The sequence below is a fragment of the Flavobacterium sp. TMP13 genome (genome assembly GCF_050847115.1).
Classification (GTDB): Bacteria; Bacteroidota; Bacteroidia; order Flavobacteriales; family Flavobacteriaceae; genus Flavobacterium.
Genome location: NZ_CP193656.1, coordinates 361016 through 380333, shown reverse-complemented (window position 1 = coordinate 380333; position 19318 = coordinate 361016). Strand labels below are relative to the sequence as shown.

Below are 19318 nucleotides of genomic sequence, written 5' to 3'. Positions count from 1 at the left end.
AATAAATGATTTTTATCATGTCTGCGTTGCTGTTCAAATGTTAATTTTATCCCATAATTAAAGGGTTAATTTAATTTATTTACTATGAAAACATTTTATTTAAAAAGAATGAGCAAAATAATGCTCTTCATGCTAGTTGCTTCACTTGGTCTTTTTTCTTGTAAAAAAGAGGAAGATAAAGATGCTAAATATTACGAAAACATGAACGTGGATGGCAAAGAAGAAGCAGAGCTTACTTCGCCACCATTTGTTCCAAAACCAATTGGTGATCGTGCAGCAAAACGCTTGGTTGTTAATATGGAAATATTGGAACAAGAAGGCGAAATGGCAGACGGTGTGAAGTACATGTACTGGACATTTGGAGGTACAGTACCAGGTAGTTTTATTAGAACGCGTGTTGGAGATGAGGTTGAATTTCACCTTAAAAACCACCCAGACAATAAAATGCCACACAACATTGACTTACATGCGGTTACAGGTCCAGGAGGTGGAGCAACATCATCTCTAGTAGCGCCAGGTCATGAAAAAGTATTTAATTTTAAAACATTACAACCAGGTCTTTATGTGTATCACTGTGCTACAGCACCAGTAGGAATGCACATTGCCAACGGTATGTACGGATTGATTTTGGTAGAGCCAGAAGGTGGATTACCAAAAGTAGATAGAGAGTACTACATCATGCAAGGAGATTTTTATACTAAAGGTGCTAATGGTGCTCAAGGTATGCAACCATTTGATATGGATAAAGCCATTAATGAAACACCAGATTATGTTGTGTTTAACGGTAGTGTTGGTGCACTTTTAAATGATAAAAAATTAATAGCTAAAAGAGGAGAAACAGTTCGTTTGTACGTAGGTAACGGTGGACCAAACTTAGTGTCTTCTTTCCACGCAATTGGTGAAATTTTTGATAGAGTTCACGTAGAAGGTGGAAGCTTAATTAATAAAAATGTTCAAACTACATTAATCCCAGCAGGTGGAGCAGCAATGATTGAATTTAAAGTGGAAGTTCCTGGAGAAGTAATCTTGGTTGACCACTCTATTTTTAGAGCCTTTAACAAAGGAGCTTTGGCAATGTTACACGTTGATGGAGATGCAAACGGAAAAGTATATTCTGGAACAATTCAAGAAGGGATTTACTTGCCAGAAGGAGGAACATCACAACACATGCCTAAGCGTAAAGATGTAGTGGAAGTAGTTAAAGCTAAAAGCGTTGAAGAGCGTGTGGCTGCAGGTAAAATTATCTATGGAACAACATGTTTTGCTTGTCACCAATCTGAAGGACAAGGAGTGGCAAATGCATTCCCTCCATTGGCAAAATCTGATTTCTTAAATGCAGATTACAAACGTTCAATCGATGCAGTATTGCATGGTTTAAGTGGAGAAATTACCGTAAACGGCAAAAAATACAATAACGTGATGACTAGTCAAAATTTAAATGACGACCAAGTAGCGAGCGTTTTAACATATGTTTACAGCAGTTGGGGTAATAACAAAACTGTGATTACACCAGAAATGGTTAAAGCTATTAGAAAATAGTAAAACTATAATTCAACTACTATGTTTAAAAGGAGCGTGTTATTAATTTTAATGATTGTATCTGCAGGGTTAATAGCACAAAATTCAAAAATGGCAATCATCAAAAAGGGGAGCTTTGTTCCCCTTTATGGTGCTGCTGATAAAAGACCAGTTGTAATTGATTCGTTTCAGTTGGATATTTATCCGGTGACGAATGCACAATATTTAACTTTTTTAAAAAAATATCCCGACTATAGTCGATCTAAAATCAAAGGTATTTTTGCTAATAAAAGTTATTTAACGCAGTGGAAAAGCGATTTTGATTACGGTAGCAATTTAAATAATGCACCCGTAACTAATATCTCGTGGTTTGCTGCAAAAAAATATTGTGAATGTCAAGGTAAACGTTTACCAAGCATGGACGAATGGGAATATGCAGCAATGTCGGATAGCGTAAGTAGAGATGCTAGAAAAAAAGAGAACTATACCAAGTACATCATGTCTTGGTATGAAAAACCAAATACAAGTGTAAATCCTGTCGGTCAAACTTTTAAAAATTACTGGGGAGTTTACGATATGCACGGATTGGTTTGGGAATGGACGTCTGATTTTAATAGTATATTTTTGTCGGGTGAATCTCGAAAAGACAAGTCGTCAGATCAGAATTTGTTTTGCGGCAGTGCATCTGTAAATGCAACGGATTTAATGAATTATGCTGCTTTTATGCGATATGCTTTTAGAGGAAGTCTTAAGGCCAATTTTACTACTAAAAATTTAGGTTTTCGCTGTGCAAAAGACCTTTAGGATATAATTCAAAAATAAAATATCATGAAAAGACCATTGATCAAAAATAAAATTTTCTACTCGTTTTTTTTAGTTCTTATTTCGCTACTTATTTCATGTAATGGCAAGGGAGATAAAAAGACGACTGAAGACGAAGCTGAAAAGCCGATTTCTGATATGTCTATTTATAATCTTCCGTCTCAATGGACGAATCAAGACGGTAAAGATATTGAATTGAAATCGCTTCGCGGCAATGTAGTGGTTATGGTTATGATATACACTTCGTGCCAGGCTGCTTGTCCAAGATTAGTTGCTGACATGAGAAATATCGAAAGTCAACTTGACAAAAAGAGTAAGGAGCACGTTAAATTTGTTTTGTTGAGTATCGATCCCAAAGTAGATACACCAGAGCGTTTGAAGGCTTTTTCTATCGAAAATAAAATGACGTCAGAACAATGGATGTTCTTGCGCTCTACCGAAGAGAATACTAGAGAATTTGCGGCTGTTTTAGCGGTTAATTACAAAAAGATAACGCCAATAGATTTCTCGCATTCGAACATTATCAGTGTATTTAATGCCGAAGGAGAATTAATGTACCAACAAGAAGGTATCAATGTAAATGATGCGGCTACGGTAGCCAAAATTAAAGAAGAGGCAAAAAAGCTTCATTAACCTTATTGCGAAACAGCTGTTGTTTTTTTGCTGTTTTTAAGAACTAATTATACAAAGCTCATCAGTAAATCATTTTATAATACCCTTTTTAAATTAGAATACAGAAGAGATTAGAATTCGTTTTGGAAAATTAAAAACCAATATTAGCTGTCAAAAGCAAGTATTGGTTTTTTTAGTTATAGTAGGATTTGCAAGTAGATACTAGATCGGAATAGTCTAACTTTAACTACACTTAAACAGTAGCTAAAATCATGACTAAGATCAATTTACTTTCACATAAAATTTCTTTCTTTTCGACCCAGCCGTACGATCAGACATTTTTCGAAAAATACAATGCCGATTTTGGTTTTGAACTTGAGTTCTTCGACATTCAATTGAACGAGCAAACCGTTACTTTGGTTGACAATAAAGCTATTGTTTGTGTTTTTGTGAATGATGTGGTTAATGCCGCTGTTATTAAAAAGCTAGCAGAAAAAGAAGTCAAAATTATCGCTTTGCGTTGTGCAGGTTTTAATAATGTGGACTTGGAAGCAGCCAAAAAGCACGGAATTCAAGTTTGCAGAGTGCCCGCTTATTCGCCTGAGGCGGTTGCAGAACATGCTATGGCAATGATTTTAACCTTAAACCGTAAAACACATAAAGCATACAATCGCGTGCGCGAACAAAATTTTTCTTTACATGGATTATTGGGTTTTGATTTGCACGGAAAGACAATCGGAATTATAGGAACTGGTAATATTGGTAAAGCATTTTCTAAAATTGCAAAAGGATTTGGCAGCACAGTTGTAGCCTATGATGTTGTTAAAGATTCGGGAATGGAAGCGGATGGAGTTCAGTATGTTGCTTTAGACACGTTAATTAAAAAAAGTGATATTATTTCACTTCATTGTCCTTTAAATGACGAAACACGCCACCTTATCAATAAAAAGACATTGGCCCAAATGAAAACTAATGTCATGATAATTAATACAAGTCGTGGTGCTTTAATTAACACTTCAGACGTAATTAAGGGTCTAAAAAGCGGCAAAGTTGGCTACTTAGGTATTGACGTTTACGAACAAGAAGAAAAATTGTTTTTTAGAGATTTATCCGAAGATATAATTCAGGACGACAAAATTCAGCGTTTAATGAGTTTCCCAAATGTGTTGGTAACCGCACATCAAGCTTTTTTTACCAATGAAGCTTTGACTCAAATTGCGTTAATTACGTTGAGTAACGTAAAAGAATTAGCACTTAATGGTCAAACAAAAGATCAATTGACACAGTTGGTCTAGCATAAGTGATTTATAAAGAACTACATAAGAATTTTTTTTATGCATTAAAACTTTATTTAGTGTTAAATCTATTCAATTAATTACATTTTATGCCGGAACATTGCTAAAAAAAGTTCAAATGTGTTAAACATTGATAATGATGTATTTAGAATGCTTTTATAAAGTAATTTTGCGCTCTCTAAACCAAATTATAAACATGAAAAAAAATCTTTTTACTGTATTTTTAGTGCTTGCAGTGCTTTTGCAAGCGTGTCAATCAGACCATGTAAACGATTCTGCTACAAATGCAGTAGCAAAAGTAGTTTTAAACTCAGATAGTAATTTGTTGGCGAATAGAATGGATTTTGAGAAATCGGGAGTGATAATGCTAACGACGTCAAAACTAACTTCAAAATCTTCTTCGGGAGCTGATAATTTTCCAATGTCTTTATTAGCAGAAGTTAAACCGCCAGTTTATGAAGGAAAAACACTTACAGCAACGCATGTTGATGTAAAAGATAATTATGTGTATGTTGCATACAGCACCCAAGGCGAAACTTATTTAGGCGGAATTGATGTGATCGATGTTTCACAGCCCAACAGTCCAAAATTAGTTGTTCAGGCACTATTGCCAAATACAGATATCAACACGGTCGTGTATAACAATGGAGTTCTTTATTTAACAGGAGCTACAAGTTTAGATGCCAATCCGGAGCTGCCTACACCAGCTTTTGTAGCAAAAATGACTTTGCAAAACGGCTTATTGAGTAATAACTATACCATGGTCTCAGTAGCAGGAAAGGTAAGTACAGGTGTAGCAGTAGCCAATTCAAGTTATTATTCAATTTCTGGTTTTACGGGTGCTGTAACCAAAATCAATAAAGCAACCAATACCATTCAAACTGCTATAGCGGTAGAAGATTTAAGAGCTTTGGGTTTGATGGATAATAAAGTTGTGGTAATGAGCGGAACTCAGGGAATTAAAATATACAATGGAGATTCAATGGCATTGATTTCGTCGATAACAACAGCGACAGATGTTCCTGATGCAAAAAGAACAATCGATTTTCAAGGCTCTAATTTAGTGGTGGCTAACGGTTACAACGGAGTGCAAGTGTATAATTTAGCGGGAAGTTTGTTGCAAACGTTAAGCTTGCCAACCGGAATCGCAAACGTTGATCAAATAGATATAGTAACGAATGCTGTTTCGGTAAATGGAGAATACGTGTATGCTGCTAATGGTGCTGCGGGAGTTGCGGTTTACAAAAACACCAACAATACGTTAGTTTCTATTGGAAGTATTTTCTTAGGAGATTCTTCTAATTATGTAAAAAGTGTTGGTGATTATATTTTTGTTGCTACAGGCAAAGGTGGATTGAAGATTATTAAAAAATTAAATGCAGTTCTTGATTGCGCTAGCTTTCCAACATATAAGGGCGGAAATTGGCTGAATGTAAATTCTGGTGAGAGCTTAAATTATCAAGGCGCAACTTCATTGCAAGGAGTTAACGTTAATCAAAATTTAGCATTCTGTGGTTCACTTTCCATTAGTCAAGGTGTAAACATCAATAGTAATGGTGTGTTTACAATGAAAGGATCTATGGCACAAGGACAGTACCGCAGTGAGAGCACTAATTTTAATGTAAACGGAACTTTAAAAATAGATGGTAGCGTGGTAATTTACGGAAATCTTATCTTGAATAGCAACGCCAAATTAGAATTTGCTTCGGGATCTACAATTACAATCTATGGAAAAGTTACTAAAAACAACGGTGTAACTATTACAGGGAATTTTACAGATACAGAAAATAAATTAAAATAAAACTCCTCAATTTTATTTTAAGAACGGAAAAAGGGAACTTCTATTTGAGGTTCCCTTTTTTTATTCCCGATTTTTGCAGCATTTACAGCCAGAATTCGTCTTTATCGTATTCTTTAAAATCATCTTGTGCATGTGCAGCTTCTATTTTTTCAAGTTGTTGCGGGGTTGCAATTTTTTGCACTTCAGCGAACAATTCTCTTTCTTCAAAACGAATATGCGCTTTTAAAAGAGACTCAATTTTTTCTAGATTTTCTTTCACATCCGATTGAGCGTGAAACAAAGTAGTTAAACTTTCGTGATCTAATAATGCTCTTTTTACTAATTCATTTCCCGGCTCTAAAACTGTAAATACATCTTGCTCTTCTAGTTTAAAATGTTCGGCTAAAGAATTTTCAAAAAACCAATCGGTATATAATTTAATTCGTTCTACTGCTATATTTTTTGAGAATCCTGTTCTTATTTTCCAACACAATTGTAAAGCATAATGATGGTCGTGACTAAGAGGTTGCAATTCAGTGGCTCTTTTTAATGGTTTTTTATCTTCCATAGTAGGACTTATTTTTTTATAAAAATACAAATTGTTTATTGGAAATTCCTACGTTTCTAGGTTTATACCATATCGTTTCGAATTTGTTATAAATTTATGTTACGACGCATCAAAAAAGCGAGAAATCCAACTGAAGAATTTCTCGCTTTTCAATATTATAGTTTCAGATGATTTACTCTGCCAATTCTACCATTTTAGAATCTCCAGCAACCACTACTTTCGTCAAACCATGTTTGGTTAAGTTTTTCATGGAAACATCCCATTTTTTACCGCTTAAACCCGCTTTCTCTTTCAAAAGAGGCAATTCAACTTGGTTGTTATTTGCTTTCAATATATCGATGATTACTTTTTCTTCATCGGTCAATTCAATTTGTTGTTTTTTCTCGGGGCGCATTTGCGGGAACAACAAAACCTCTTGAATCGAAGCATTATTAGTCAAAAACATCATCAAACGATCCATTCCAATACCCAAACCAGACGTTGGTGGCATTCCGTATTCCAAGGCTCTCAAAAAGTCTTCGTCTATAATTCCGTTGGCTTCATCATCACCTTTAGCAGCCAAACGCATTTGATCTTCAAAACGCGCTCTTTGGTCAATTGGATCATTCAATTCAGAATAAGCATTGGCTACTTCCTTACCACAAACCATCAATTCAAAACGCTCCGTCAATTCTGGATTTTCACGGTGTTCTTTACACAAAGGCGACATTTCTTTAGGATAATCCGTGATAAAAGTCGGTTGAATATAATTTCCTTCGCATTTAGCGCCAAAAATCTCATCAATCAATTTTCCTTTCCCCATCGTGTTATCCACGTCAATTCCCATTCCTTTTGCTGCTTCAAAAAGTTCCGCTTCGTTTTTACCCGAAATATCAAAACCAGTAAAATGTTTAATCGAATCTGTCATCGTTACACGAGCATACGGCGCTTTAAAACTAATTTGGTGTTCACCAAAAGTAGCTTCGCTGGTTCCGTTTACGCCAATAGCGCAATGCTCTAACAAAGATTCCGTAAATTCCATCATCCAGTTGTAGTCTTTGTAGGCTACATATATTTCCATCGCAGTAAATTCTGGGTTGTGTGTTCGGTCCATTCCTTCGTTACGGAAGTTCTTCGAAAACTCATACACTCCATCAAATCCACCAACAATTAATCTTTTCAAATACAATTCATTTGCAATTCGCATGTACAACGGAATGTCCAATGAATTGTGGTGTGTAATAAACGGACGAGCCGCCGCACCACCAGGAATCGCTTGCAAAATAGGCGTTTCTACTTCTAAATATCCAGCATCGTTAAAGTAGCCACGCATGGCATTAAACAATTTAGTACGCTTAATAAAAGTATCTTTTACGTTTTGGTTCACCGTCAAATCCACATAACGCATTCTGTAACGCAATTCAGCATCATTAAACGCATCGTGCACTTTTCCATCTTCATCCACTTTAGGCAACGGCAACGGACGCAACGTTTTGCTCAAAAAAGTAAATTTATCAGCACGAATGCATTGCGCACCAACTTTGGTTGTAAACAATTCACCTTCAATACCGATAAAATCGCCCAAATCGGTCAGTTTTTTGAAAACCTGATTGTATAAAGTTTTATCATCTCCTTCACATAAAACATCACGGTTCACGTACAATTGAATGCGACCTTCGCTATCTTGCAACTCTGCAAAACAAGCTTTTCCTTGATCTCTCACACTCATCAAACGACCTGCAACAATCACCTTTTTTCCTTCTTCAAAAGATTCCTTAATCTGTTTCGAAGTATGATTTACAGGAAAAAGATTCGCAGGATAAGGATTGATTCCTAAGTTACGTAAGGCTTGAAGTTTTTCTCTTCGGATAATTTCTTGTTCTGATAAGGCCATTGTGTACTGATTTTTAAGTCTGCAAAGATACTTTTTAAGTAGCAAAGTAGCAACGTTTCAAACTTTCAAAGCCAAAGTTTTTTAAGGAGCTAAAATTAACTGCTTTTTAGCACGATTGGTCCCGCTGTTCACTATATCTTTTTTGCCGAAAAAGCAAAAAAGGATGCCGCTTCCATCGGGGCTAAAGCCGAAGGTTTTCTATTTTTAATTAGCTTTCTTTTTTTCTTAGAGTAATTATAAGTCAAAAAAAAAGAGCAATCTGTTAGTACAGTATTGCTCTTTTTTATAATGCTATTTTAGATTCTATTTTCGAAAATAAAATTTTAAAATGTGCTTATTTTTGTTCTATTATCGATGCTTTTTTAAGCTTAATCACCTTTATTTTCTGATTTGAATTATCCGATATAAAAAGACGATCATCCAGTTGCGCAACACTATAAATAGTGCCGAATTTCTCTTTACCCAAGATATCCGAGCTGCTCACTATCGAATTGTAATTTTTATTAAGAAAATCTTCTTTCGAGTACAAACGCACGTAATTTACATTTCCAATATTTTCGGAAGTCATTGCCCAATCTGTACTTAAATTTAGCGACGTTGGTCTATTGTCGCCCAATGCGGCTTTTGTCGGACTCATTGGAGTGCTTAAAGAAGCAGCTCCATTGGCGCGAATATCCGCTATTTTATAATAAAGAAAACTTTTAGCGTCTCTTCCGGCAATTACCAAGTTACCATTAGAAACGTCCATAGAGTAAATTTCGTCAAAACCACTTACGGTATTTAATTTGGCAATCGGAGCTAAGTTCCAATTACTTGTTTCTGTAATTTGCGAAACTTCAAAAACCTTCACAGTAGTTTCTTTCTCTTTGACAAATACAAGTCCGTCGCGAACTACTACACCAAAAACGTGTACAAAAGTAGTCCACCATTGTCCATTACCTAATGTGCTTATTCCTCCAGTTGTTTTTTCGTCCAAAATAAAAACTCGCGAATCCACACTTCCTAAATAAATACGACCTTCTTCTATAGAAATCGATGAAAGCTTTGTGAAATCAATTGTCGTTGTTCCTTTTATGTACTTACGAATTGTTTTTTCAAATACTAAGGTTTGTGCATTAAATATATCCAATTGGTCTCCATTGCATACATATAGTTTATCATTAGCGATTGCAATTCCTTTGGGATCTAATTTACCCGTACCGTCTCCTATTTGACTCGAAGTAATTGTTGCATCTAGCATAGGATAGTAATAACCGTAATCGACACCGCTAGCGCTGTCTTCAGAATCTTTGCTACAGCTTGTAAATGCACAAAGCACTGCTATAAAAAAAGCAATTTTATTCATTTTAGATATATTTTTTAGTTCCATTTTCCCTGTCCTTTGTATTTTAGTAAAAATGGATTTTTTGCATCAATTTTAAACGTCGGTTTTTTATACGGACCACTCAAATAACTTGTTTTTGTCCAAGTTTGTAAGATGTCAGGGTTCGTAAATGGCAAATCATTTAAATGAATTAAATATTTATAAAAATCAGTCAGCATTTCTTGCTGTCCGCCGCCTTCGCCGCTGTTTGCTAGATTACTAGTGTGACTATAACCAATGTGATGTGAATATTCATGAGACCAAATAGACATATCGCCACGCCAATGACCGGCAACATAACCAGATTCCCATTGTGAGGCTAACGGGCCCCCGCCTAAAGCAGCTTCTCCACCAACCATTGCCATGTTTAACGTTCTTCCGTCAAGGTAATTCCAATAAATTTGTTCTATTTGCGTTTGAGATAAATAGTCATAAGTTCCGTTGGAATCGTCTGCGTTACCATGCCAATTGGTCGCGCCATTAACAGCTCTTCCTGCCAAGGTAGCTTGATCTTGTTTGTATTTGTCAAAATTCACAAAAGCTTCGTAATATAATGGATGACTAAGAGCATAGGAATAATTTAGAATCATCGTTATTGCTTCTTTTGCTAAAACAGGATTCATTGGTAAAAATTTACCTAATTCTCCTTTATGGTATTGATCGCTAAACTGTACTAGGTGCGATGACTTAATTTTTTTCAACTTGGTATACAACGAATCAGTTGACTCAATAGAAAATTCGATCGAACCAGTTGAAAACCCCTCAATTTTATCAATAGTAACTGTCTTTCCGTTTTCTAATAAATAGTCATTTTTACCAGCTGTCAAGGGAAGTTGGTGAAAAGAACGATGGAATGCCGGAACTTTACTAAAATGGTACAAGACAAAGCGTTTGTCATAATTTGGAAGTTTAGCGTATACCTTTACATCTGTAAGTCCGACAGGAGAATACAGAGATAATTGTACTGAATCTTTACCTTTTTGAAGCACCTGCAAAGGTTGATTGACTCTAAACCATCTGTCACTATTATTGTACATTTTTGCAGAGCTTTCCCCATCTTCAAACATAGTCATTGCATGGTTTCCCGCGGGTAAATTACTAGCGTCTATGATAGCCACGTAGTTGGCATTGTAATTTGTTTCGTTACTGTTATCGTCGCAGCTGCTGAATAACAAAATGTTGGCAAGTAGTAGGTTTAAAACTAGCCATTTGTTTCTTTTTAAGTTCATTTAAATAAGTTAGAGCATTTAGATTTTGGGTTATTTTTAATTTATGCAAAGATTAACAGTACTTTTATTAAAAAAAAATTGTTTTTTTAGTTTATTGTTTTCGAACACAAGTAAGTGCAATCGTTATAGTTGATTTGCTTGTACTTGAAAATCGTGAAATTAAAAAACAGTAGGAATTACATTATATTTACACTTATAATACTATAATTATCAAACATGAAAACATTGTTTTTAGGCCTTACTATGCTGTTTTTTAGTTCTTGTCAAGTTACAGAAACGCTCGTTATTAATTCAGATGGAAGCGGTGAGATCACAATAGAAGAACTTCGCGTAGAGAATAGTTATATGAAACTAGCAGGAGAAAATTATTCAAGAGAAGATGTTTTTGTTGATACTACAACGGTATTTAAAGAGTGCATTTTTAAATACATTGAAAATTATTTAAAATACTTGCCAGAGGAACGTAATTTATTCGACCGTTATAATGACGTGTTACTGTCTACTAAAAAAAGCTCTTTTGATAAAGAATTTATAGACCAAACATCACTAGCTTTTAAGGAGGTAAGTGCCATTCCTGATTTGTATAAAGCTAAAAATTATGCCGATGATATAAAATTCAATTATGCTTTAACGGCCGAGAAACACTATTATAAAGTACAGTATGAATTTGATGGTACAACTTTTAAGCGGAAGGTTTTTATTACAAACGAAAATTTGCTGCAAGAACAACAGGAGCAAATAGATTTGATAATCAAAAAAATAGCAGGCCAAAATCTCATAGAAGAATATGTTTTGCGGTATCAGTTTCCACGAAAAATAAAATCGGTATCTAATTCAAAAGCAGTTATTGGCAGTGATAAAAAATCAATTCATCTTACTTTTTTATTGACAGAGTGTTTGAGAAATCCCGAAAGCACTGCTGTCGAAGTGATTTTAGAGAATAAAATTTAATTATTTAATGTAGCGCCAATTTATAGACAAGCTCTAATTGTCTTTGTATCTTTGCAAAAAAAGAAATAAAATGAAAATTCATTACCTATTACTGGCCCTGCTTAGTGCTGTTTTAACGAGTTGCACTTTTACGGAAACTATTACTATAGATGAAAATGGCACCGGACAATATGCTGTAAATATGGATGGTTCTGCTTTAATGGCGATGTCCGGAGAGCAAATGGCTGCTGGATTGAGTGAAGAACAATCTAAAAATATTGATACTACTTTTGCTTTTAAACAAGTGTTTGCCAAAAAAAAGGATAGTATTGTTAAACTGCCGCTTAAAACACAACAAGAGTTAAAAAAGCTAGAGGACGTTGTTGTAGAGATGAAAATGAATGCAGAACAAAAGCAGTTTTTAGTAGCGCTTAAAAGTAATTTTACCAATGTGAATGAACTACAAGATATGCTAAAAGCGATGCAAACGTTGCAAAAATTAGATAAAAAATCAAATAGTGAAAATCCACTTGGAATGGGTAGCGATTTTGCTAATAACAATTCGAATGTAACCTATTCTTATACTGCAAAAAAATTCAACCGAGTAGTGACTGTAGCTCCAAAAGACAGCAATACAGTAAGTGAAGATTCGCTTGGAATGTATAAAATGATTTTTGCCTCGTCTAATTATGTTCTAAAGTATAATTTTCCAAAACGCATCAAAAAGGTTTCTAATCCCGATGCGCTTTTTAGTGCTGACCGCAAATCAATAACCGTTCAATATCCGTTTACTGATTATATGGAAAACCCCAAAAAACTGGATCTAATTGTTGAGTTTGAATAATATTAAGTGAGATGAATAAAAAAATAAAACTGCAAGATCTAGGTCAGAAAGATTATAAAGACACGTGGGAGTATCAGGAAAAAATATTCAAGGATATCGTTGATTTAAAGATCAGAAACCGCCGCGAAGAACTGAATTTGCCGACTCCAAATTACTTACTTTTAGTCGAGCATCCGCACGTATATACGCTAGGGAAAAGTGGAGATCTACAAAACTTGCTCTTATCTGAAAAGCAACTCGAGGCCAAAGGAGCTACTTTCTACAAAATTAATCGAGGTGGAGATATTACGTACCACGGACCAGGACAAATTGTAGGTTATCCTATTCTAGATCTAGAGAACTTTTTCACTGATATTCACAAGTACTTGCGTTTCCTAGAGGAAGCAATCATTTTAACTCTAAAAGATTTTGGTTTAGAATCGGGTAGAAGTGAAGGCGAAACAGGAGTTTGGTTGGGAGTAGGAACTCCATTTGCTCGTAAAATTTGCGCTATGGGTGTCCGAGCGTCGCGCTGGGTTACCATGCATGGTTTCGCTTTAAATGTAAACGTTGACTTAGGCTATTTTGATAATATCATTCCCTGCGGAATACGCGGTAAAGCAGTTACTTCGCTACATGTCGAACTAGGAGTAGAGAATGTCGACGAAGCTCAAGTGAAAAAGCAAATAATCAAGCATCTTTCAGAATTGTTTGAAGCGGATTTTGACCATTGTGAAGCTTGAATACAGTTCTCCAAGTTTCAAATTTTGAGAGTATCACGCTAGTAAACTTGGAAACTAGAGAGGTTTTTCCACTTTTTTAGAATGTTTGAATCTTTAGTGCTTCTCATAGATATCTTATACTTTTTAAACGAGATATAAGTTTAATATTACAAGTCCAATACGAGTTGATCTGGCAAAAGACGAAAACTCATTCGGTGGTATTTGGTAGTTCCGTATTTTTTAATAGCCTCCCGATGTTCTTTGGTAGGATATCCTTTATTCTTCTTCCAATTGTACATTGGAAACTCTTCGTGTATTGTATTCATATATTCATCTCGATAGGTTTTTGCCAGTATCGAAGCCGAAGCAATACTTAAATACTTGGAATCTCCTTTTATAATACTTTCATTTGGAATAGATTGTAAGAGATCCATTTCGAGTTTAGAAAATTGTTTTCCTGTCTTACTTTTTATTCCCAACTTAGCATTCAATGCCCGATTTCCATCTACAATAATAAATTCAGGGACCGGATTTAAACACAATATACTTTCTTGCATGGCTTTCATCGATGCATTCAAAATATTAATTTCATCGATCTCTGGCGGATAAAGATGTGTCACTGCAAACGATATTGCCTCAAATTCAATAAGTGGCCGCAGTATTTCTCTAGTTTTTTCAGATAATTGTTTGCTGTCGTTTACTAATAGGTTATTAAAATTTGTAGGAAAAAGAACCGCAGCTGCTGTAACTGGTCCAGCCAAACACCCTCGGCCAGCCTCATCTGTCCCAGCCTCGTAATCTGCGGTAGAATGGGAAATTTTTAACAAAATGTATACTTTATGTGTTAATAATCTATGATAATGGAAATCAGTAAGTCACGTTTTCATTTGTAGGACAAAATTAGCATTTAATATTTAATTAACACAAATGTTAATTAAATATTAAATAAATTGACCCTACCTGTTGCTTTATTAAGATATTATTATGATTTTTGCGTACTAACTAATTCAAAACTTAAATGTATGAAATTGAAATTTAAATGGATTTTTACGCTATTGATAGCGTTATCTGTACAGTTTTCTTTTGCACAAGAAAAAACTGTTTCTGGAGTTGTTTCAGATTCATCTGGACCTATACCAGGTGTAAATGTACTTGTAAAGGGTGGTAAAATTACTGCTCAAACAGATTTTGACGGTAGCTATTCCGTTAAAGCAAAAACGGGTGATGTTTTGTTATTTTCATATGTGGGTATGAACGACAAACAAATTACCGTTGGCGCAACTAATGCAATAAATGTTAAAATGGAATCTTCAGCTCAACAAATGGATGAGGTTGTTGTTGTAGCATATGGACGTGTTAAAAAATCTGAATATACTGGTTCAGTTTCGTCAATAAAAGCAGCAGACATCGAAGACAGAGCTTTAACAAATGTTTTAGCAGGATTGGATGGAGCTACTTCTGGTTTGCAAGTTCAAAGTTCAGCAGGTCAGCCAGGTTCTGCACCAGCAATTAGAATTAGAGGTTTTAGCTCGATAAATGGCTCTAATACACCTTTATATATTGTCGATGGTGTTCCTTACACCGGAGACATTAGCACTATTAATAGTGCTGATGTTGAAAGCATGAGTGTTTTAAAAGATGCGGCATCAACTTCTTTATATGGGTCAAAAGCTGCGAATGGTGTAATTATTATTACAACAAAAACAGGAAAATCTTCAAAAGATAAATTTACTTTAAACATAAGCCAAGGTTTGTCGTCAAGGTCAATTCCTGAATACAATAGAGTTAATGCGCAACAATATTACCCATTAGAGTGGGAAGCAGTAAGAAATAGTAGACCAATGAGTACTCCAACTCAAATGGATGCTGCTAATCTTTATGCAAGTAATAATATTGCTGCTTTGTTATACACAAACCCATTTAATGTGGCAGACAATCAAATTGTTGGCGTTGATGGTAAATTGAATCCAAATGCATCATTATTATATCCTGGTGATTTAGATTGGGAAAAACCACTTTCTAGAGCTGGTGTAAGAAGAAATGTAGATTTCTCGTACCAAGGAAAAAGCGAAACTTCTAATTATTTTGTTTCGATAAGTAATTTAAATGAACAAGGAAATATTAAGAAGTCAGATTACGAAAGAACGACTGCGCGTGTTAATATCAATTCAAAATTTAAAGAATGGTTTAAAACTGGTTTGAATTTATCAGGAGCGCTTACAGATTCTGATCGTGCAGTTGATGGAGCTGATAATAGTTCATCATTTAATAATCCATTTAGAACGATCAGATACATGGGGCCAATTTATCCTGTTTTCGATCATAATGCTGATGGTAGTTACCTAGTGGATGACGCTGGTGATAAAGTATACTCTACATTAAGAGGTACGGGAGCATCAAATGGTCGTAATGTTATTTATGAAACTTTATACAATAGTGATCGTGCGGAATCGATAGCTTTATCAGCAAGAACTTTTGCTGAGTTTAATCTTTACGAAGGACTTAAATTTACAGCAAACTACGCTATCGATAAGAGATCTGTAAATTCATCAGATTATAAGAACAAAGTTATCGGAGATGCAGCTGGTTTAGGTGGTGCATCAAAAGATTCTAATGGATATACAGGTGTTACTTTTAATCAAATTTTAGATTATTCTAAATCTTTTGGTGTACATAATTTAACAGCGTTATTGGGTCATGAAAGTTTTGATTATGAAACTACATACGTAACAGGTACTAAAAGAGGACAGGTTGTAAATGATAATTCAGAATTAATTAATTTTGTTACCGTAACTAACTTAGAATCGTATAAAAGAAATTACGCTACAGAAGCTTATTTCTCAAGACTTGGATATGATTACGACGGAAGATATTTAATTTCGGGGTCATTCCGTAGAGATGGTTCTTCTAAATTTGCAAAAGACAACCGTTGGGGTAATTTTTACTCTGTTGGAGCAGCTTGGAACATTTCAAAAGAAAATTTCTTAGCAGATAGTTCATGGATTAATGATTTAAGAATTAGAGGTTCGTACGGAGAGGTTGGTAATGATTCTCATATCAGCAATTCAGGATTAAGTTTTTACGTAAGTCAGCCAACTTATGCTTTAGGTTATGACAATGATTCAGAAGGAGGTATTCTTTCTAACGGTATTGGAGCTCCTAATTTAAAATGGGAAAAAAACACACAATCAGACCTAGCGCTTGAATTTGCTGCTTTTAAAAACCGATTTACTGGTACAGTTGAGTATTACAATCGTAAAACAGACGGATTAATTTTTGATGTTCCTAATCCTTTGTCATTAGGTTTAGATACAAGAGTTGAAAATATTGGTTCTATGTTTAATCAAGGTATAGAAGTTTCATTAAATGCAGCTATCATTAAAACAAATGATTTCTCTTGGGATTTCACTGTTAACGCTTCAACAATAACTAATGAAATTACTTCTCTTCCACAGAAAGAAATTATCAATGGTACTAAAAAATATACAGTTGGTAGTTCTATTTATGAATATTGGTTGAGAGACTGGTACGGTGTTGATTCTGCAGATGGTTATGCATTATATGTTGCAGACCCAGCACTAATTGTTGCAGGAGATACCGAGCAACGCGTTGTAAATGGTATGAATGTTACGACAAACCATACGAAAGCTTTATACAAATATGCCGGTTCTGCATTGCCAGATTTATATGGTAGTTTTTCGAATACCTTTAATTATAAAGGCTTAGAATTAAGTGTAATGTTTACGTATCAAATGGGTGGTAAAACTTACGATAGTAATTATCAATCTTTAATGCATACAGGAAATGATTATGGATCAGCTTTAAGTACTGATATTTTAAACAGATGGCAAAAAGCGGGAGATGTAACAAATGTACCGAGGTTAGACGTTACCACAAATACAGCATCTTCAGCATCTTCAGACAGATGGTTAGTTGATTCAGATTATTTGTCATTTAGACAAGCCAACTTATCGTATAAATTACCTATAAATTTTACAGAAAAAATTGGTGTTGATAACATGAGATTTTTTGTAAATGGAGAAAACTTACTTCTTTTTACTAAGAAACAAGGAATGGATCCAACTCAAAATTTTAATGGTACTACTCAAAACAGGTTTTCTCCTGCTAGAATTTTTTCATTAGGACTTAATTTAAACTTTTAATTTTAAATAGTATGAAAATTAATTTATCAAAATATATAATAATCGCAGCTTCAACTCTAGTATTAGGGTCGTGTTCAAGCGATTTTTTAGACCAAACTCCTACTGAATTTATCAGTGAGGATGCTGCCACCGCAGACACCGATGCATTGTATTTGGCATTGAACGGTATTCACCGTTCGATGTACATTAGGTATGAGAGTCAAGGACAAACTGGCGTGGGAGGAATCATGCAGCAAATGGATATTGCAGGAGAAGACTTAGTTTACACCGCTTCGAATAGCTGGTTTTCTAGTGTTTATAACTGGACTGCTCCTTCCAATGAAAATTCATCTGAAGTACGATTTCCTTACAGAACATTTTATCAAATTATTAGAAATGCAAATGCAATTATAAACAATGCAGATGCAGCTTCAGGACCTCAAGCAGACAAAGACATTACAAAAGGGCAAGCACTGTTATATAGAGCTTTCGGCCACTTTCAGTTGGTTCAGATCTATGGTAAAAGATACGTTAGTGGTGCTGCAAATACTCAAGATGGAGTACCTCTTGTTTTATCAACTACAGATATTGTTGGAAGATCTTCTGTTGAAGATGTTTACAAACAAGTTAATGATGATATTGATACAGCTATTGGGTTGTTAGCGGGATATAAAAAGGGGAACAATTCGCACCTAGATCAACGAGTAGCTTATGGACTAAAAGCTCGTGTGAATTTAGTGCAAGGAAATTGGTTAGTTGCTGCCGATAATGCAAGTAAAGCCAGAACAGGAAAGAATTTAATGACTATTGCAGAATATACTTCAGGCTTTAATAATTATACTAATCAAGAGTGGATGTGGGGAAGCCATGTGGTAGAAGTTCAAACCGCATATTTTGCGAATTTTGGAGCATACATGTCTCGTAACTTTAACTCGGCCGTAATTAAGGCGTGTCCAAAAGCAATTAATAGTAAGCTGTACAATCAAATTCCAATAACCGATGTTCGTGCTGCTATATTTAGTAAAACGGGTGCTCACCCAAATGTGGTTCTAGTTGCTGCTGCAAAACCATTCCCGTACACAAGTCAAAAGTTTTTATCAGTAAGTACTGGAGATAGTCGTTGTGATGTTCCTTATATGCGTGCTGCAGAGATGTATTTAATTGAAGCAGAAGCAAAAGCTAAATTAGGTGCTGCTGATGCCGCTCAAGTTTTATTTGATTTTGTAAAAAAGAGAAATCCGTTTTATATACTGTCAACAAAGACAGGACAAGATTTAGCAGATGAGGTAATGTTTCAACGCAGAATTGAATTATGGGGAGAAGGATTTAGATTTATGGATCTAAAAAGAACCAATTCAGATTTAGATCGTACCGGAGCAAACCATAACTCGACATTAACTGGAGGTGTTTTATCTGTACCGGCATCAGATAAAAGATGGCAATGGCTTATACCTCGCGATGAGATTAATGCAAATCCATTAGTAAAACAAAATGATTTGTAGTTTAGTCTATAATAAAAATTTTAAACCCGATTACTTTATGTAATCGGGTTTTTTCTTTAAGAACTAATTTTTTATTTATACCTTTTTATATTTTACCTTTGCTTTACTAAAAATTATTCAAATAATTACCCATATAGCG

The 19318-nt window shown here is 34.9% G+C and carries 15 protein-coding genes; 10 read left to right on the top strand and 5 right to left on the bottom strand.

Translation table 11 applies throughout. The features are described from left to right. Window positions 1–84 precede the first annotated feature (84 nt). The 5 genes from nirK (at window position 85) to ACRASX_RS01625 (ending at window position 6048) form a co-directional block, all read left to right on the top strand. Window positions 85–1539 carry a copper-containing nitrite reductase gene (nirK, locus tag ACRASX_RS01645; protein WP_432222204.1) on the top strand — a complete coding sequence of 485 codons (1455 nt, stop codon included), beginning with the start codon at window positions 85–87 and terminating at the stop codon, window positions 1537–1539. 90 nt (window positions 1540–1629) lie between these two features. Beyond that, on the top strand, window positions 1630–2322 hold the full coding sequence (locus ACRASX_RS01640; protein WP_432222203.1) for a formylglycine-generating enzyme family protein: 693 nt from the start codon (window positions 1630–1632) through the stop codon (window positions 2320–2322). Window positions 2323–2346: 24 nt separating this feature from the next. Then, window positions 2347–2973 carry an SCO family protein gene (locus ACRASX_RS01635; RefSeq protein ID WP_432222202.1) on the top strand — a complete coding sequence of 209 codons (627 nt, stop codon included), beginning with the start codon at window positions 2347–2349 and terminating at the stop codon, window positions 2971–2973. Between the two features lie 251 nt (window positions 2974–3224). Beyond that, window positions 3225–4247 carry a 2-hydroxyacid dehydrogenase gene (locus ACRASX_RS01630; RefSeq protein WP_432222201.1) on the top strand — a complete coding sequence of 341 codons (1023 nt, stop codon included), beginning with the start codon at window positions 3225–3227 and terminating at the stop codon, window positions 4245–4247. Window positions 4248–4443: 196 nt separating this feature from the next. Next, window positions 4444–6048, top strand: coding sequence for a hypothetical protein (locus tag ACRASX_RS01625; RefSeq protein ID WP_432222200.1), 1605 nt, complete (start codon window positions 4444–4446; stop codon window positions 6046–6048). Window positions 6049–6130: 82 nt separating this feature from the next. On the opposite strand, the gene ACRASX_RS01620 is transcribed toward ACRASX_RS01625, so the two are convergent. From ACRASX_RS01620 to ACRASX_RS01605, 4 genes are all read right to left on the bottom strand, one after another. Beyond that, window positions 6131–6595, bottom strand: coding sequence for a hemerythrin domain-containing protein (locus tag ACRASX_RS01620; protein WP_432222199.1), 465 nt, complete (start codon window positions 6593–6595; stop codon window positions 6131–6133). A 172-nt stretch (window positions 6596–6767) separates the two neighbouring features. Beyond that, on the bottom strand, window positions 6768–8468 hold the full coding sequence (lysS, locus tag ACRASX_RS01615; protein WP_432222198.1) for a lysine--tRNA ligase: 1701 nt from the start codon (window positions 8466–8468) through the stop codon (window positions 6768–6770). A gap of 334 nt (window positions 8469–8802) precedes the next feature. Further along, on the bottom strand, window positions 8803–9813 hold the full coding sequence (locus ACRASX_RS01610) for a hypothetical protein (RefSeq protein ID WP_432222197.1): 1011 nt from the start codon (window positions 9811–9813) through the stop codon (window positions 8803–8805). Between the two features lie 14 nt (window positions 9814–9827). Next, complete coding sequence (locus ACRASX_RS01605) at window positions 9828–11060, bottom strand: hypothetical protein (RefSeq protein WP_432222196.1); 1233 nt, start codon at window positions 11058–11060, stop codon at window positions 9828–9830. A gap of 216 nt (window positions 11061–11276) precedes the next feature. Here ACRASX_RS01605 and ACRASX_RS01600 point away from each other — a divergent pair, with 216 nt between their 5' ends. From ACRASX_RS01600 to lipB, 3 genes are all read left to right on the top strand, one after another. Next, complete coding sequence (locus tag ACRASX_RS01600) at window positions 11277–12011, top strand: hypothetical protein (RefSeq protein ID WP_432222195.1); 735 nt, start codon at window positions 11277–11279, stop codon at window positions 12009–12011. Window positions 12012–12081: 70 nt separating this feature from the next. Continuing rightward, window positions 12082–12834 (top strand): hypothetical protein, encoded by a 753-nt coding sequence (locus ACRASX_RS01595; RefSeq protein ID WP_432222194.1) that lies wholly within the window; start codon window positions 12082–12084, stop codon window positions 12832–12834. Between the two features lie 11 nt (window positions 12835–12845). Beyond that, window positions 12846–13556, top strand: a complete 711-nt coding sequence (gene lipB, locus ACRASX_RS01590) for a lipoyl(octanoyl) transferase LipB (RefSeq protein WP_066310242.1) — start codon at window positions 12846–12848, stop codon at window positions 13554–13556. A gap of 146 nt (window positions 13557–13702) precedes the next feature. Here lipB and ACRASX_RS01585 read toward each other — a convergent pair whose 3' ends face one another. After that, window positions 13703–14362, bottom strand: a complete 660-nt coding sequence (locus tag ACRASX_RS01585; RefSeq protein ID WP_432222193.1) for a ribonuclease HII — start codon at window positions 14360–14362, stop codon at window positions 13703–13705. Window positions 14363–14557: 195 nt separating this feature from the next. On the opposite strand from ACRASX_RS01585, the gene ACRASX_RS01580 reads away from it, so the two are divergent. Further along, on the top strand, window positions 14558–17698 hold the full coding sequence (locus ACRASX_RS01580; protein ID WP_432222192.1) for a SusC/RagA family TonB-linked outer membrane protein: 3141 nt from the start codon (window positions 14558–14560) through the stop codon (window positions 17696–17698). An 11-nt stretch (window positions 17699–17709) separates the two neighbouring features. Beyond that, window positions 17710–19179: a RagB/SusD family nutrient uptake outer membrane protein gene (locus ACRASX_RS01575; RefSeq protein WP_432222191.1), complete on the top strand. Its 1470-nt coding sequence runs from the start codon at window positions 17710–17712 to the stop codon at window positions 19177–19179. Window positions 19180–19318: the final 139 nt, after the last annotated feature.

Bases quoted from the DNA above. Each gene is read 5' to 3' on its own strand.
- nirK (WP_432222204.1), top strand. From the start codon at position 85: ATGAAAACATTTTATTTAAAAAGAATGAGCAAAATAATGCTCTTCATG.
- ACRASX_RS01640 (WP_432222203.1), top strand. From the start codon at position 1,630: ATGGCAATCATCAAAAAGGGGAGCTTTGTTCCCCTTTATGGTGCTGCT.
- ACRASX_RS01635 (WP_432222202.1), top strand. From the start codon at position 2,347: ATGAAAAGACCATTGATCAAAAATAAAATTTTCTACTCGTTTTTTTTA.
- ACRASX_RS01630 (WP_432222201.1), top strand. From the start codon at position 3,225: ATGACTAAGATCAATTTACTTTCACATAAAATTTCTTTCTTTTCGACC.
- ACRASX_RS01625 (WP_432222200.1), top strand. From the start codon at position 4,444: ATGAAAAAAAATCTTTTTACTGTATTTTTAGTGCTTGCAGTGCTTTTG.
- ACRASX_RS01620 (WP_432222199.1), bottom strand. From the start codon at position 6,595: ATGGAAGATAAAAAACCATTAAAAAGAGCCACTGAATTGCAACCTCTT.
- lysS (WP_432222198.1), bottom strand. From the start codon at position 8,468: ATGGCCTTATCAGAACAAGAAATTATCCGAAGAGAAAAACTTCAAGCC.
- ACRASX_RS01610 (WP_432222197.1), bottom strand. From the start codon at position 9,813: ATGAATAAAATTGCTTTTTTTATAGCAGTGCTTTGTGCATTTACAAGC.
- ACRASX_RS01605 (WP_432222196.1), bottom strand. From the start codon at position 11,060: ATGAACTTAAAAAGAAACAAATGGCTAGTTTTAAACCTACTACTTGCC.
- ACRASX_RS01600 (WP_432222195.1), top strand. From the start codon at position 11,277: ATGAAAACATTGTTTTTAGGCCTTACTATGCTGTTTTTTAGTTCTTGT.
- ACRASX_RS01595 (WP_432222194.1), top strand. From the start codon at position 12,082: ATGAAAATTCATTACCTATTACTGGCCCTGCTTAGTGCTGTTTTAACG.
- lipB (WP_066310242.1), top strand. From the start codon at position 12,846: ATGAATAAAAAAATAAAACTGCAAGATCTAGGTCAGAAAGATTATAAA.
- ACRASX_RS01580 (WP_432222192.1), top strand. From the start codon at position 14,558: ATGAAATTGAAATTTAAATGGATTTTTACGCTATTGATAGCGTTATCT.
- ACRASX_RS01575 (WP_432222191.1), top strand. From the start codon at position 17,710: ATGAAAATTAATTTATCAAAATATATAATAATCGCAGCTTCAACTCTA.